General features: G+C 64.4%; 9 protein-coding genes. 5 read left to right on the top strand and 4 right to left on the bottom strand.

What is annotated here, in order from left to right:
• Positions 1–428: 428 nt before the first annotated feature.
• From AC0Z35_RS02900 to AC0Z35_RS02890, 3 genes are all read left to right on the top strand, one after another.
• A complete protein-coding gene (locus tag AC0Z35_RS02900; protein ID WP_371683090.1) occupies positions 429–1,469 on the top strand; it encodes a glycosyltransferase family 2 protein in 1,041 nt (346 codons plus the stop codon).
• Between the two features lie 101 nt (positions 1,470–1,570).
• Positions 1,571–2,386: a hypothetical protein gene (locus AC0Z35_RS02895; RefSeq protein ID WP_223264696.1), complete on the top strand. Its 816-nt coding sequence runs from the start codon at positions 1,571–1,573 to the stop codon at positions 2,384–2,386.
• 91 nt (positions 2,387–2,477) lie between these two features.
• On the top strand, positions 2,478–3,899 hold the full coding sequence (locus AC0Z35_RS02890) for a DUF1254 domain-containing protein (RefSeq protein WP_485131410.1): 1,422 nt from the start codon (positions 2,478–2,480) through the stop codon (positions 3,897–3,899).
• A 24-nt stretch (positions 3,900–3,923) separates the two neighbouring features.
• Here the strand turns inward: AC0Z35_RS02890 and AC0Z35_RS02885 are convergent, their stop codons facing one another.
• The 3 genes from AC0Z35_RS02885 to AC0Z35_RS02875 all read right to left on the bottom strand — a co-directional run bounded on the left by AC0Z35_RS02885 (position 3,924) and on the right by AC0Z35_RS02875 (position 11,949).
• Positions 3,924–4,409, bottom strand: a complete 486-nt coding sequence (locus AC0Z35_RS02885) for a DUF6644 family protein (RefSeq protein WP_485131411.1) — start codon at positions 4,407–4,409, stop codon at positions 3,924–3,926.
• A gap of 16 nt (positions 4,410–4,425) precedes the next feature.
• Positions 4,426–4,812, bottom strand: a complete 387-nt coding sequence (locus AC0Z35_RS02880) for a DUF6152 family protein (protein ID WP_104142044.1) — start codon at positions 4,810–4,812, stop codon at positions 4,426–4,428.
• 78 nt (positions 4,813–4,890) lie between these two features.
• The gene (locus AC0Z35_RS02875; RefSeq protein WP_485131412.1) at positions 4,891–11,949 is read right to left on the bottom strand and encodes an autotransporter outer membrane beta-barrel domain-containing protein; all 7,059 of its coding nucleotides are present in this window, start codon (positions 11,947–11,949) and stop codon (positions 4,891–4,893) included.
• 202 nt (positions 11,950–12,151) lie between these two features.
• On the opposite strand from AC0Z35_RS02875, the gene AC0Z35_RS02870 reads away from it, so the two are divergent.
• Entirely contained in the window at positions 12,152–12,922 is a 771-nt protein-coding gene (locus AC0Z35_RS02870) for a response regulator (protein WP_485131652.1), read from the top strand.
• 139 nt (positions 12,923–13,061) lie between these two features.
• On the top strand, positions 13,062–14,978 hold the full coding sequence (locus AC0Z35_RS02865; RefSeq protein WP_485131413.1) for a sensor histidine kinase: 1,917 nt from the start codon (positions 13,062–13,064) through the stop codon (positions 14,976–14,978).
• Positions 14,979–15,001: 23 nt separating this feature from the next.
• Here the strand turns inward: AC0Z35_RS02865 and AC0Z35_RS02860 are convergent, their stop codons facing one another.
• The gene (locus AC0Z35_RS02860; protein WP_046803813.1) at positions 15,002–15,988 is read right to left on the bottom strand and encodes a Bug family tripartite tricarboxylate transporter substrate binding protein; all 987 of its coding nucleotides are present in this window, start codon (positions 15,986–15,988) and stop codon (positions 15,002–15,004) included.
• Between the last annotated feature and the right edge of the window lie 34 nt (positions 15,989–16,022).

Raw genomic sequence — 16,022 nt, 5'->3', positions numbered from 1 at the left:
TTACAGCAAAGCCATGGCGCAACGCTTTCGCGCCGGGCGTCTTGAATCAAAGACTCATCCGAAAAAGCAAGAACCGTTTGGTCGCCTGTTGCCGTACCCAACATGAGGTATGGATTATTCCTCTGCCGGCAAGTAGCGTGAAGCGCGTCGCTGCGCGCATTGCGTCGGTTGCCAACCGATCCGACCGGGGTTTCAGGGCATATTACTTTTGGTGGTTTTCTCGTTGCGTGGCATGTTTAAAAACGTTAAGTAGCGGTCGCTCGTATTCCCGGGTATCCGACTGTCTTGTTCGCCTCTATCCTGACGCTGTGCATACGGGTAGGCTCGATATGAATCGAAGCCGCAGCGTATTTATTGCGCATGTTCGACGAGTATGGTGGTGAACTTTCGTAGGTCGGCAGTCCTTCGATATCGAGCGGGGTCATACTGTGATCACATCGCTGCCAAGTCCGTCTGAAGCCGTCAAGAAAGCGGTAAGCACAATTCAGATCTCGGTTGTCGTCCCGTTCTTGAACGAACAGGACGTCTTGCCTGTCTGTTATGCGAAGCTGAAAGGGATTCTTGGAGGGCTGGCCCAACCCTACGAAATCGTGTTCGTGGATGATGGAAGCACGGACAACAGCGTGGAGCTCGTGGCTGCGCTGATTCGACGGGATCCCAGGGTGCGAGTCGTGCGCCTGAGCAGAAACTTCGGAAAAGAAGCTGCGATGAGCGCAGGGTTGGCGCATGCCCGCGGTGAGGCCGTGATTATGTTGGATGCCGACCTGCAGGATCCTCCTGAGCTCATTCCGGATATGGTAAAGGCTTGGCGCGACGGCTTCGACATCGTCTCCATGCGACGACGCAAGCGCGAGGGGGAAGGTGCCGCGAAGCGGTTGTCTGCGTATGCGTTCTATCGAATCCTGAGTCGTATGAGCCGTTCGCGGATACCCGCAGACACCGGTGACTTTCGCCTTATGAGTCGAAGAACGGTAGAGGCCCTGCTTCAAATGCCGGAGCGGTGCCGCTATATGAAAGGTCTGTATTCCTGGATCGGATTCCCGACCAAAGTCATCGACTATGACCGCGCGCCCAGGGCTGCCGGCAAGACAAAATGGAACTACTTCGCCCTGTTCGGGCTCGCCCTTGAAGGAATCACCTCCTTCTCAACCGCTCCGTTGCGGTGGGCGACGGGGATAGGCGCCGTTGTGGCATTGGCAGGCGCCGCATTTGGGTTTTGGATTATCTTCAAAACCATGATGTTCGGTGATGACGTACCGGGCTATCCGTCACTGATGGCCATGATTACGTTGCTGAGCGGAATTCAGCTTTTGACTATCGGCCTGTTGGGCGAATACGTCGGCAAGGGGTACTTGGAAAGCAAACTGGTCAGCGCGAGCTACAAGGGAGCCATGCTCTATGCCACCTATATCCCAGGTGCAAGCGGCACGGGTAACGTCCTTTTCATATTCGGCCGCTGGCGCTTCTAACGCCTCGGCCCCGCGCCCCGCCCCGGACGGGCAGATTTGCCGGGCTTGAATTTGCAACTAGCGAACTGATGTCGTTTCGATAGGGCCCCTTGGGGGCCGCCGTGATTAATTCACTGGCTCTTGCGGGCCGAGGCGGGACGATGATAAAGCGCATGCTTGGATGTCTGGTTGGCGGGCTGCTTTACGCCGGATCGAGTTTTGGCGCGGACCAGGTTGATACGCCTGTGTCCGACGGTCGGCGATCAGGCGAATGGGAATTTTCAGTCACGCCCTATGTCTGGGCACCGGCGCTGTCTGGAAAGGTGTCTCACCGACGGTTGCCGGTCATCGATGTAGACACGAGCTTTGATCAGATTCTCGAAAACCTGGATTTCGCGGCCATGCTTAGCGGCGAAGCACGTAAGGGCCGGTACAGCCTTTTCGGCGATTTGATTTATGCAAAGGTCGGCGCTCAGGGCGACACGCCCCGTGAGGTTGTGGCAACCACTGCGGACGTCCACAGCAAGACCTTCACCGGTCTACTGGGCGCAGGGTATTCCGTCCTGGATCAGTCACCTCACAGCCTTGACGTCGTGGCGGGTTTGCGCGTTTGGTCGGTAGACACCGACATCACGCTGAAGGGCGCACGCCTGAATGGCAGGAAAAGCAGCGATGGCGCCACGTGGGTGGATGCCGTCGTAGGGGTGCGGGGCAACTACGTTTTCACTACAAAACTGTACGCGACGGGCTGGGGCCTGGTAGGCGCTGGCGGCGCGAATGCGGATTGGGATGTTGGAATCGGCATGGGATACAACTTCAGCAAGAGCGTCTCAGCGACTGCCGGCTACCGCGCTGTGGGCGTGGATTACAGCGCCGGCGGCTTTAAGTTCGACGCTGTGCTGCACGGCCCAATGGCCGGCTTGACCATTCGTTTTTAAAGGCTGCTTGTCAGACTCGCTTCGACGCACCCTGTCGTCAGTCGGTTGCGAGCCGATTCACCGCTGGACTTAACAGATGGAATAGAGCCTCATGGACATCAAACTACCGAAAGCAGTTTGTCGCGCGATGCTGGTGATTGCGTCCTTCACATCGTCCTATGCCTGCGCGGAAATCAGTCTCTCCGAAACGCGGGCCATCGCCGAGGAAGGGTACATCTACGGTCTTCCTATTGTGATGAACTACGCGATCATGTACGAGTACGCGGTCGACAAGAGCTCGAGCCAGTACAAGGCTCCGTTCAACCAGATTCGCAGCCTGCACCATGTCGCCACCTACAAGGACACGGCCATTATCTCGCCGAACAGCGACACGCCGTATTCCATGATGTTCATGGACCTACGCACCGAGCCGATCGTTTTATCGGTACCGGCAGTGACTAAGCCTCGGTACTACTCGGTTCAGCTTATTGACGGCAGTACCTACAATTTCGGCTACATCGGAAGCCGTTCCACCGGGGACGAGGCTGGCGATTACATGGTCGTTGGCCCCGATTGGAAAGGCGTAATGCCTCCAGGCATAAGAAAGGTTTTTCGATCCGAAACGCAGCTTCCCTTCGCGGTCTTTCGGACTCAACTGTTCAACCCGGCCGACATGCCCAACGTCGTAGCGATTCAATCGGGCTACAAAGCACAGCCGCTTTCTGCATATCTCAAACAGCCGGCGCCTCCTGCCGCGCCCGCCATCGACTTTCCAAGAATCAATAACGATCTGGCAAAGACCGACTTTTTCACATACCTGGGTTTCGCCTTGCAATTCGGCCCGGCCGCGCCGGAAGAAGTGGCAATTCGTGCGAAGCTTGCTCGTCTGGGCATTGGCGCCGACAAGAAGTTCAGCTTCGAACAGCTGTCCGCCGAGCAAAAGAGCGCCGTCGTCCAAGGCATGCAAGACGGGCATGCCAAGGTCGAAAACGCTATCAAGAATCTGGGCACGAAGGTCAATGGCTGGAACATCGTGGGGGCCGGCGGCGACAGCGCCTTCTACCACGGCGACTGGCTGAAGCGGGCCGCGGTGGCGCAGGCGGGCATATATGCCAACGACGCTGCGGAAGCCACTTACCCCCTGACCACGACGTTGCCCGATGGCGAGCCGCTGGATGCTGGTAAACACAACTACACCATTACCTTTCGCGAGGGGCAGCTGCCGCCGGTCAATGCTTTCTGGTCGGTGACGATGTACGACGGCAAGACGCAGTTGCTGATCGAGAACTCCATCGATCGGTACCTGATTAATTCGCCGATGCTCTCGACCATGACGAAAAACGCGGATGGCTCGCTGACGCTGTACCTTCAGAAAACGTCACCCGGCGCGGACAAAGAGAACAACTGGCTGCCGGCACCAAACGATCTCATGTACCTGGTCATGCGCCTGTACTGGCCGAAGACCGAGGCGCCTTCCATCCTGCCTCCCGGGAATGGCACGTGGAGTCCGCCCCAGATCGTCAAGGCGATGTAGCGCATTGCACTGAGCGACTCCCGACTACAGGAATCCTATCCATCTGCCCGCTACCAGGCAGCCCGTCCATAGCAGCAGCGAGACGGCGGCCTGGCAGCGCAGCGCGGTGGACGCGGGGCCGCCTTGTAGTACCTGTCCCCATGCCCCGCTCCGGCGCACCCGCCAGGCGTTGATAAGCCCCGCGCCCAACAGGCCCATCTTCACCACGAATGCCGGATTTTCCAGGTATTCCTGCGCCCGCACGGTGAACAGCGTTGCACCGGTCAGTATGGCCAGCGCAAGGCCAACCGCGGCGGTGCGCGCCAGCACAGGCGCCAGAAGCGCCAAGGATGTGGGTTTGAGCGCGCCGAGCAGCCGCAGGTCCAGCGGAACGATCGAACCGATCAACAGGCCGATGGCGCCGATATGGGCGGCGTTGACCAGAAGATAAAGCGTTCCGGATCGTCGCAGCCACAGCGCCGGGGGCAGGGCCGTCAGCGCGTCCAGCGCCAGCCGCAGCGGTTCAGGCATGGGTGAAAGCCGTGGCTCAGGGTTTCTTGATGCGGCTGGGATAGATGTCGTAGGTCTTGCCGCCCACCGTGACCTGGACGGCCTTCATGCGCTTGTTGCCGGCGTCCTGGTCGCGGTTGCCAATGGCGGTGATGGCGTCGCCCGGCTTGGCGGAACCCTCGACGAATCCCGCTTCCTTCGTCTGGGTGGGATTGCCCAGCTCGACCACCCAGACGCCATCATCGGCTCGCACCTTTAACGTGGGATGGGGCGGCGCGACCTGCACCTGCTCGACCGTGCCTTGCAAGGTCATCTGTTCGGATTCCGCCCATGACCAACCGTGATGCGCCATGGCCGTGGGGGCCACTGCGCACAGCGCGGATAGCGCCAGCCCTGCAAATAACGCGCGCTTCGATAGCTTCATGTCGATGCTCCTGGGGTGCGGTGGGGCCGTCGCCACGGCCCGCGCTGGGGCGTGGCGGCCAGTGAGCAAAGCATACCTCTAGAACCGATAAGCCAGCTTCAGCGAGCCCGAATGGCTGTTGCCCCGCGACGCGAACTCGCCGTCGTATTGCAGCCTGAAGTCCAGCGCATTGGCGTGCGTGACCTGGAAGCCCGCGCCGATGCGTCCGACCACATTGTCGGTGGGCATCGTGGTGGTGAAGCTTCCCGCGCTGTCGGGGGCGCCCGCGAGTTTGGACTTGGTTTTCCAGCCGTCTTCCGACAGCAGCGACACGCCTGCGTAGGCAAACGGCCGCAACACGGCGCCCTGCGGTAGCTCGCTGCGTCCGCCGACTTCCAACGTGGGGGCAAGGCCGAAGACCATCTGATCGCTGCTGGCCACCTTCAGATGCAGGGCGTCGCCCGACTCTTCATAGCCGGACATACGCGAGTAAGTCGCGTCCAGATCCGCATAGGGTTTCACGTAGACGTTGCCGTCGGTGAAGGTCCTGGCCACGCGTATGCGCGCGCCGAAGCTGTACACGTCGGGCTTGCTCGTGGCTTGCGACTTGAAATTGGGAATCGCCAGATTGCGGTTCAGGTCATACGACCCATAGCCCGCGCCCAGCGCGCCCGAAATCGTCCAGGGGCCGGCTTCCCGCTTGAGCACCAGACCGGCATACCCGGTGTCGCCGGAACCGGTGACGCGACGATCGTCGCCACGAAGATGCGAGTTCTGGTAGGCGAACGAGCCGCCCAGATACCAGTCCGGCGCGATCCGCCGCTGGCCGCCCAGCTGGTACGTCACGCTGTCCAGTGAGAACCCCGATGAGCCGTTGCCGCCGTCCTGATTCGTATTGCGGCCGGTGACCTGCCCCCAGACGCAATCCTGCTCCTGGGTCATGGGCCCGTTGCCCACGAACGTGGGGCAGGACATCATTGCGCCGGTGAAGCGCGCCATGCCCAGCTGCATTTGCGCGGCGGGCGCCAGCGCAACGCCGGGCGACAGGTCCGACAGGCGATTCTGGTACGAGCCGGCCCCTTGGCGCGAGGCCGCGTCCAGCACCGCGTACAGCTTGGCAAGCCCGGCGGTTCCGCCTTGATCCCAGTCGCGTTGCAAGTGGCTCGCCAGGCTTGTCGCGTTGCGCTTTAACTGCATCGAATCCGCGCTGAAGTTGGCGCCCACAGAGCGCACGTGGGTCGTGCCGCCATCCTGGCGCGCTTCGTAGTCGACCACCGGGGAATCCGATGCAAGCAAGGCGCCGGCCTGGATGCCGTTGACGTTCAATACGGCCAACTCCCGATTCGGCAACAGAGCGAGCGGCGCCACCAGCAATTTGCCATCCAGGGTGGCAGGCCCGTTGATGGTCAGGAAGTCGGATGCCATCTTGTCAAAGTCGGCCCCCACCTTGAGCGTGCCCTGCGCGGATTGCGTGTAAGTCGTGTTGAAGGTCGTGGCGATGAAGCGAGTGCGGTCATAACCCCAGTGGGTGCCTTCGCGCCCGCCCAGCGCAACCAGCCCGTTGTTCTGCAGCGATGTCCCCACGTATTGCGGGCCGGACGAAAAGGTGCCGGTATTCGTCATCCCGCCGCCGTTCTGGTAGACGTTGCCCATCAACAGGCCGGCGTTGTTGATATTGAGCAGGCCGGTGGTGGCCCGGACCGCGGTGTCAGCGGTCACCGAGCCCGTGCTTGCTATGTTCATCATGCTGTCGGCCGCGCTGTCCGTCCAGATGGCGGTTGCCGCCTCGGTGGCCGATCCACCGATGACGCTGCCGTCGATGGCGAGGGTCACGCCGTTTCCATTCGCGTTCTGCGCGAAGATGCCGATGCCATTGACCGCCGTCGACCAGACGCTTGCATTGGCGCCGACCGTGACATTGACAGTGGCGTTGCCGAGCCGTTCCGAAGTGCCTGATCCTGCATAGACCGTATTCCCATCCGCCGCCAGCATCAGGCCACCTGCGCCACTGACGCTTTGCGCCAGGATCCCGATGGCGCCGGCGCCCGTAACGGTGATGATGCCGTTGTTGGTCACCGAGACGTTGCCACCTTGCCCGTTGCCCGGCGATATGGACGCGGCTTGGCTTGCGTCGACGGTGAGGGTGGGCGCGGTGCCAGGCAGGCCGACCAAACCACCGCCTCCGCCCACCGATTGGGCGACCAGGCCATGCGATCCGGTCCCGAAAGTCTTGATCCAGCTTTGTGCGCCAAGACTTGCAGTCACCGTGCCGCCGTCAGCCTGTGCGCCGCCCTCGGGTGTGCTGCCGAAAATGCTGGTGTTGATGCCTGCGGTCGCTTGTTGATTTTGCGAATTGATGACGATCCCGCCGCCGCCGCCCACGCTTTGCGCCAGCACCCCAAACGCGTTGTTGCCCTGCGTCGTGATGCGCAGGGCGCCGTTGTCTTGCAGCGTCACGGCGCCGCCGTTGCCTTCGCTTGTATTCTGGGTTTGGCCGGTCGACAGTTTGATGGCCGGTATGGGATCGTCGGCCACGGCAACCCGCACACTGGTGCCCGCACCCGCGAAACCGCCGCCACCGCCCACCGATTGCAGCACCGTGCCGAATGCCGCTTCGCCCTGCGTGCCGATGGTCGTGATGTTGGCCGGGGCGCCCGCAGCGGTGGATAGCGTGACGGCCCCGCCATTGCCCGCACCACCGCCCGAACCGCCGTAGCCGACGCCGACGGTGAGGGTGCCAAAGAAGCCGTCCGAGCCGTCCGCGGCATGGCCGCCGCCACCGCCCACGCTCTGCGCGTAGATGCCGGCCGCGCCATAGCCGCTGGTGGCAATCGATCCGCCGTTCAGCGCCGTCGTCACACTGCCGCCGGTCGAGCCCTTGCCACCATCGCCGCCCACGCTGTAGTTGGAGTTCACGTCGACTTTCGTCGGATCCACCCAGCCCGAGCCTGTTGCAAGCGCGCCGCCCCCTTTACCGCCGCCGCCGCCGATGCTCTGGGCAAATATCCCCGCGGACCAATCGCCCGCGGTGGTGATCGTGCCTGTGGGATCCAGATTCACCGTGACCGTGCCACCGGTATTGCCCACGCCGCCCGCGCCGCCGACCGACACATCATGATTAAGGTTGAGCTGATAGTTGGGCGGCTGCTCTTTCAAGAGCTTCTGGTACACATCCTGGAGCACGTTCTTGGCGTCGACGCGACCATCAAGAATGGACACGATGGGATTGTCCGCGGAACCATCCGACCCCGCCGATCCACCTTGCCCGCCACCACCGCCGATGGACTGCGCCTGCACGCCCGCGGCGTCACCGCCGTAGGTGGCGATGTTGCCGCCGACCGTCACCCCCACGGCGCCTCCCGCGCCGCCGGCCCCGCCCGTCTTGCCCACTTTGACGTCGAATGACGGTGATACGTGCATGGCCAGGCCAACGAAGTTATAGGAGCCGCCTTGTGACGCACCTCCGCCGCCGCCAATACTCTGCGCCAGCACGCCCATGGCGCCGGATCCCGCCGTCTGGATCTGCCCCGTGGGCAAGACCTCTACCTGGACCAGGCCCCCATTACCGCCGACGGCGCCCGAGCCGCCTAAGCCGATGCTGGCCGTCAGGACGGACCCGGTGCCGAAATCTTGCGTGTTTGCGCTGCCGAAGCCGGCGTTGCCGCCCCCGCCACCGATCGATTGCGCGGTGATGCCGTTGGCATAATCGCCGTAAGTCGCGATAGTGCTGCTTGCGGTTCCGGCCGCATCGGGCGTGAACGTTGCTTGCCCGCCGGATACGTTGACCAGGCCCCCCAGGGCGCTCCAGACCGAATTGCCGTTGCCGCCGGCGCCGCCGTCCGCTCCCACGGCCACGGCCACATTCAAGGATAAAGAGAACGCACCTTCGGGCACCGTACCGCCGTAATCCAGCGCAGCGGCCAGCGACGACGAGTCGCCGCCCGCGCCGCCGCCACCGCCGATGCTTTGGATCAACACACCGTGCGAGCCTTGGCCCCGGGTTTCGATCTGCGCGCCTTGCGCAGCGGCAAAGGTCACGTAATTGCCATCGCCCGCGATACCGCCAGTGCCACCGACCGCGACCGAAACAGGAATCGAAACCTGCGTACCCGCTTCCGTCACCGGGATCCCGATTGCCGCCGCCTTCGCCGTGGCATTACCGCCCAGGCCGCCGCCGCCACCTATGCTTTGGATCACGGCGCCAAAGGAATCGATGGGCTGCGCGTTCGCCGTCAGGCACGGGTCGGCGCAAGTGCCGTTGACCAGCCGCGAGGTCTGCCCCGTCTTGATGCTGCCGCCCAGCATCTGCGAACTGACGACGCCGCTGTTGCCGCCCGTGCCGCCTTGTCCGCCCACCGCCACGGCGACTGTCGCCAGGGGGCCGACGCTATAAGCGAACGCCTGGCCGCCGGTGCCGCCGCCACCCCCGATGGACTGGCCGACCAGGCCTGCCGCCTTGGTTCCCTGCGTGACGATGTTGGAGTTGTTCAGGTTCAGCACCACGGACCCGCCCGTGCCACCGTCACCGCCCGATGCGCCAATGGCGACCGAATGGAAAATGCCAAAGCTGCTGGCATTGCCCCCATTGCCGCCGCCACCGCCGATGGATTGGGCGACCAGGCCGTGCGCGTTGTCGCCGCCCGTAGTGAGCGCCAGGTTGGTGGGCGTGCCCATCACTGAGCCGCCCGAGCCGCCTTTGCCGCCGGTGCCGCCAACGCTGATCAACCCCTGCGTAGCACCGCCCGCGCCGCCGCCGCCGCCGATGGATTGCGCCAGGACACCTATCGCGGACAGCCCCGTGGTGGCGATGGTGCCGGACGCGTTGAAGGTCACCGTGTTGGCATTGGACTCGAAGGGGTTGGTGGTGGCATCGCCACCCAGCGAAACCCCCAGGCCGCCCGCGCTTCCCGCCGCGCCGCCGCTGCCGCCGATGGACTGTGCCAGGACGCCCATCGCCATGGTGCCGCTGGTGCGAATGGCGCCGGTGTTCGTCACGGTAATGACCCCGGCTGAACCGGCGGCGCCGCCCGTGCCGCCCTTGCTGTAGAAAATGCCGTAGTCGACCGACCCGGCGCCGCCCGCGCCCGCCAGGGACTGCGCCATGATGCCGACCGAATCCGTGCCGGCGGTCGTTATCGTGCCGGCGTTGGCTACGGTTATCGCGCCCGCCGAGCCACCGTTGCCGCCACTGCCGTCAACGCCGCTCAACTGGCCGTTGCCATTGCCGCCGTTGGCGCCGGCGCCACTGGCGGTTTGTGCCAGGATGCCGGGCGAGCCTTGCCCCTGCGTCGATATGGCGGTGTTTGAATCCGTCGATATCGTTACCGTGCCCGTCGAGCCACCATTGCCGCCGTTGCCCCCCTGTACGTCCGTGCCTGTGGCGGACGCGGCGGTGCCGCCATCATTGCCCAGGTTCTGCACAAGAATGCCGAAGGCGTTCGCGCCCCGCGTCGAGATCGATGTTCCGGCAAGGGACACGTTCATCGATCCGGTGGAACCGCCCGCGCCGCCATCGCCTCCCGAACCGCCGCCGATCGTTCCGGTAAGCGTGCCGCCGTCGGCGCCTTGCCCACCCTGCAACACCGCATAGATACCATGGGAGTCGTTCGCTGCGGTGGTGATGGTGATGGGCAGGGCCTTGCTGCCCGCCAGTTTGACCGTCAAGCTGCCGGCGTTGCCACCGCTGCCGCCATTGCCGGCGTTGCTGCTGCCGAACCCCAACGCATCGCCGCCGTAGTCCCCGCCCGCACCGCCCGCGCCGCCGACTTGCGAGGTCTGGATCCCCGAAGCGTGGTCGCCTGTAGTGGACAAGGTAATGGGGGCGCTGGCCGTGGTGACCCATACGCCCGCGTCGCCCGCCTGCCCGCCAAGACCCCCATTACGATCGTGATAGCTGCCGCTATTGAAGTTGCCGCCGCCCGCGCCGCCGCGCGCTGAAACCAGCAACGCCGGCAGCTGGCTTCCCGCCGTTGACACGCTGGCGTCCGTCACGTTGATCTGCAAGGGAACCTGCGAGCCATTGATGCTGCCCGCGTTGCCGCCATTGCCGCCCAAGGTGTCGTCTTCGTCGGCCAGGCCATTGCCGCCGTTGCCCGCCACGATGATCGCTGCGACGCCCGCTCCGGGCGCTGGCGGCGTGCCGCTCTGGGTGACGGTGACGTTACCGCCGCTTAGCAGGGTGACCTTGGCGCTGAGGTCGCTGGCGGCGCCGATGCCTGCCGCACCGCCATTGCCAAGGCCCTTGTCGGTCGAATCGCCGCCATTGCCCGATGTGGATTGAGCCAGCACGCCATACAGCGCGGACGAGGCGGTCGAGTTGTTGGTCCAGACCCAATTCAACGCGACATTGCCGGAGTTCGTGATCGAAGCACTGCCGCCGCCGCCGCCCATGTTGGCGCCGCCGTCGTATTGATCGGCGCCATTGCCGCCGCTGCTGGACGCCAGGATGCCTGCGTAGCGCCCCGTTCCGGCGAGGTTGACGTTGATGTTTCCCGTATTGACGATGGACGCCCCCGCCGACTGGCCGCCGGCACCGCTGGGGTTATGGTCGTCCGTGGTGCCGCTACCGGCGCCGCCCTGGCTCAGCGCGGCCACGGCCGCGCCGCCCGCTACCGTGACGTTGGGCAGATTGATGCTGACGTCGCCGTGATTGGTCACCGACAGGATCTCGGTCTGCGACCGGCCGGCCACGCCGCCATTGCCGCCATAGTCGCCGTTGCTGCTGCTGGCGGCATTGCCGCCCTGCATCTGCGCGAATAGCCCGTAGAGATTGCCGTCGCTGACGATCGGACCTCCCGCGGACTGCAACGTCAGGTTGCCCGTGTTGATCACGGTCAGGCCTTGCGTGTCCGTACCGGTCAGCGTGCCGTCTGGATTGCCGTTGCCGCCTATCGACAAGGCCTGAAGCGCCGCCTTCGTTGAAGAACCAACCGTCACCGTGATGTCCGCGCTGGCGCTTACGTTCATGGGCGGTACGGGGTTGTAGTTTCCGGCTTGGAATATGACCGCCTGGCCGGAAGTGCCTGACGTGTTGCAGGACAGTCCGCCGCTGCCACCGCCGCAGTTGTACGTCTGGCCCGACGCCGCAGCCCCCAGGAAGGTGCCGGCAATCGCGGCTGAGAGAGTGGTTACGCGAAGGTAAACCCGGCGGTTGGTCATGCGTTCTTCCGGTTATCAGGACAGCGTTGAGGTGGCTGGCGCAGCATAAAAAACTTGTGCAACACTGTATGTCCCTAAAACTGAGGACATGACGGAACAAGCCGATGAAGGCAGACTCGCCGCTTGTGCTCGCAGCGGGGCTCGCTCTGGCGATCCGGTGCGCCCTGTTCGATATGAATCGAAGCCGTCCGATGATCATCTGATGCGAAAAAAAGACATACAACAAAAGTCTGAACCGGCGGCGCAAACTCCCGACACGAACGAAGTGCTGCCGCGCGCGGACAGCGCATCGGCAGCCAGCGGACCGCCTATACGTGTGGCAACAGTCGAAGACGATGCGGTTTGCCAGCAGGCCTTGGCGCACGCCGTCCAGACCGCGCAGGGATTATGCATGGCCTGGATGGCGGCCAACCGGCGCGAAGCGTTGTCCCTGCTGCCACGCCAGCCGCTTGACGTGCTTTTGGTGGACCTGGGCTTGCCCGACGGCTCCGGCCTGGATGTGATCGCCGCCGCGCGGCAGGCATGGCCGGAATGCGCCGTGATGGTAAGCACGATTTTTGGGGATGAAACCCACGTCCTGCGCGCCATCGAAGCGGGTGCCATGGGCTATGTGCTGAAGGACTTGAGCGCCCAGGAGCTGGTCGCGGAAATCCGCAGCCTGCATGCCGGAGGCAGCCCGATCAACCCGATGGTGGCCAGGAAACTCCTTTTGCGACACACCGTGCAGGCGCCGCCCGTCGAGGCCGTTGCCGCCCCCGCATGCGCGCCGCTTGTATCGCCTTCGGCGCGCGAAGCCGAGACGCTGCGCCTGGTCTCACGCGGCTATACGGTGGACGAAGTCGCCAGCGCTTTGGGCGTCTCGCCGCACACCGTGCAGACCTTTGTACGGCGCATCTATACCAAGCTTCAGGTGAATTCGCGGGCTGAAGCGGTGCGCGAAGGCGCGCGACACGGGTGGCTGAGTGAGGATTGAACTGCCCGAGGGGGCGCGGCCCTGGGTGGCCATGGGCAGTTGGGACGCCGCGCTGAGGTTAATGCTTGGCCTTCTTCTGCTTGCCGTTTGCGGGCTGGCGCAAGCCCAATCGCCCGTGCTCCATATCACTGAAGCGCAGATGTGGCCGTCATCGAGCACCACGTGGATGCAGCCGCCTTCGATGGCTGAACTGGACGCCGGGGACAGTGCCATGAATGCCGCCGACGCCGACTGGCAGCCGGTAAGTCTGCCGCATGCCCGGCCGCGAACGCCGTGGCCGGTAGCCGCGCCGGGATCGGCGGACCGTGCGCAGGTGCAGTGGTACCGCGTGCACATTCCTGCCACGGACTTCACGACGCCGCGGCTGCGGCTATACGCCGCGCGCTGGCAGGCAACCGGCACGCTGGCGGTATACGTGAACGGGCAGCGCGCCTGGCAATCACGTGGCGACCGCGCGTGGAACAACTTCAATCACCCTTTGTGGGTGGATCTGGGCGGCCTGTTGCACCCGGGCAAGGATGCATGGGTGTACGTGCGCGTGGCCAACCAGCCCAATACGGGTGGCGCGCTGTCGTCGATGTGGATCGGACCGACCGCCGACTTGCTGCCGTCCTGGCGCTGGCGCACTTTTCTGCAGACGGCGCTGCCGACCTATTGGCGTGGCTCTTTCCTGCTGCTGGGATTCTTTGCCTTGGGCATCGCCATCTGGCTGCGCACGAACCGCCGTCGCGACACCAGCCTGGCGCCTGCCGGCGGCGCGTGGCCGTTCGCGCTTTTCTTTTGCATGGCGGTGGCGCAGGCGCTGGCAGCCTTGCTGTTCCTGGTGGACGATGCGGGCCTGTCCATGAGCTTCGCCTGGTTCTCGTGGATGACGTTGGTGGGCATGGTGACCGTACCCGTCTGCGGATTTCATTTCCTTGGCATGGTGCAGCATCGCCCGCGCCCGCGCTTGGGCCGCGTCCTGCTGGTGTACTGGGCCGTTGTCGTCGTCGCGACGCTGCCCTGTTGGTGGGCGGATCGTCCCGGGATTCTGGCCGTGCAGCGCCTGGCAGTTCTGCCGCCGGCGCTGGCGCAGATCTATGCCGCCACGGCCAACGCCTGGCATGAACGCAGCCGCGCCAATGTGTTGCTGGCTGCATGGGGGCCCGTGTCGTTGCTGATGGCGTGGCATGACCTGCGCATGCAGAGCTTCAAGACGGACATGGAAGGCATATACCTGACGCCGTATGTGAATCTGGGCTTGCTCACCCTGTTCGTCTATGTCGCGTTCACGCGCTACACCCGTGCGCTGGCCGTGGCTGCGCGCGCCCGCGCGGTGCTGGCCGAGCAATTGGCCGCACAAGAGCGCGAACTGGTCCAGGCGCACGAGCGCTTGCGCGTGGCCGAGCGCGAACAGACGCTATTGAACGAACGTCAACGCCTGATGAGCGAAATGCATGATGGCGTGGGCTCTTCTCTGATGAGCGCGCTGCGCCAGGTAGAGCTGGGGCGCACGCCGCTGGACATCGCTCAGGTTCTGCGGGAATGCATCGACGACCTGAAGATCGCCATCGATTCCCTGGAAAGCACCGATGCCGACCTGTTGGCCTTGTTGGGGGCCTTGCGCTTTCGATTGGGGCCGAGGTTGACCGGGGCCGGGATCGCGCTGCGTTGGCGGATGAGCGATCTGCCGCCATTGCAGTGGCTCGACGCGCAAAGCGCGCTACACGTGCTGCGTATCCTGCAAGAGGTGCTGACCAATATCGTCAAGCACAGCGACGCGACGGAGATCACCGTGACCACCGCCGAAGCGACGGCGGCCGCGGGCGGCGCGGAAGAGATCGGCGTGTGGGTGTGCGTGCAGGACAACGGCCGACCGTTCATGCCACCGCCGCCCGAGGTGGCATTGCCGGGGCGGCGGGGCGTGGCGAATATACGCAATCGCGTGACGGTACTTGGGGCGCGGTGCGCCTGGCAGCCACTGCCGGGCGGCACGCTGTTCAAGCTGTGGCTGCCCTTGTCCCAGCACTACGGTCAGCAGCAGAAAAAAAGCGGCCAGAGTCTCGTGGCGAACTAGGAACCAGGAACCAGGCCCCCCCATCAATTCGCCGTGATGTTCGCGGCCTTGACGACCTTGCCCCAGCGGTCCAGTTCCGACTGGGTATACGCGCCCAGTTCCTTCGGCCCCATGAAAATGGCTTCGGCGCCTTGTTCGGCGGCCTTCTGGCGGAAGGCGTCGGTCTTCATGATCTTCTGGATTTCACCGGCGATCTTGTCGACGACCGGCGCGGGCGTGTCCTTGGGCGCGTACATGGCGAACCACGACGACACGATCAGGTCGGGGTAGCCGGCTTCGGCGGCGGTGGGCACGTTGGGCAGGGACGGCAGGCGGGTGTTGCCGGTGACGGCCAGTGCGCGCAGCTTGCCGGCGGCGATCTGGCCCAGCAGCGGCGGGGGCGTGGTGATGGTCATGTCCACGGCGCCGCCCAGCAGGTCGTTCAGCGCGGGGCCGGTGCCCTTGTACGGGATGTGCGTGATCTGCGTGCCGGCCATCTGGTTCAAGAGTTCGGTGGCCACTTGTTGCAGCGAGCCGTTGCCGGATGACGCGTAGTTCAGCTTGCCCGGGTTGGCCTTGGCGTAGGCCACCAGTTCCTTGAGCGAGTTGATGGGCAGGTCCGGGCGCACCACCACGACTTGCGGCGCCGACAGCACGTTGGCGACGGGGGCGAAGTCCTTGATGGGGTCCCAGCCGGCGGCAGGCGTCACGTGGGGCGTGATGACCTGAAAGCCCGAGTATTGCAGCAGCAGCGTATAGCCGTCGGGCTTGGCGCGGGCGACTGCCTGCGCGGCGATGCCGCCGGAGGCGCCCGGCTTGTTCTCGACGACGACGCTCTGGCCCAGCGCCGTGCCCAGGGGCTGGGCGATCAGGCGGGCGGCAATGTCGGTGGTGCCGCCGGGCGCGGCCGATACGATCAGCGTGATGGGGCGATTGGGAAAGTCCGCTTGCGCGCTGGCTGCGCTGGCGCCGAGGGCGAGCGCGGCGGCGATACCGGCGCGCAGAAGGGTGGGCAGGCTGGGCAATGTCATGGGATGTCTCCTTGCTTTTTTATAGGTGTGGTCA

It is taken from the genome of Achromobacter sp. 1L-A-4-B-C2, from assembly GCF_057291955.1.
The sequence above is the reverse complement of the archived record's forward strand: the minus strand, read 5'-3'. Positions and strand labels throughout refer to the sequence as shown.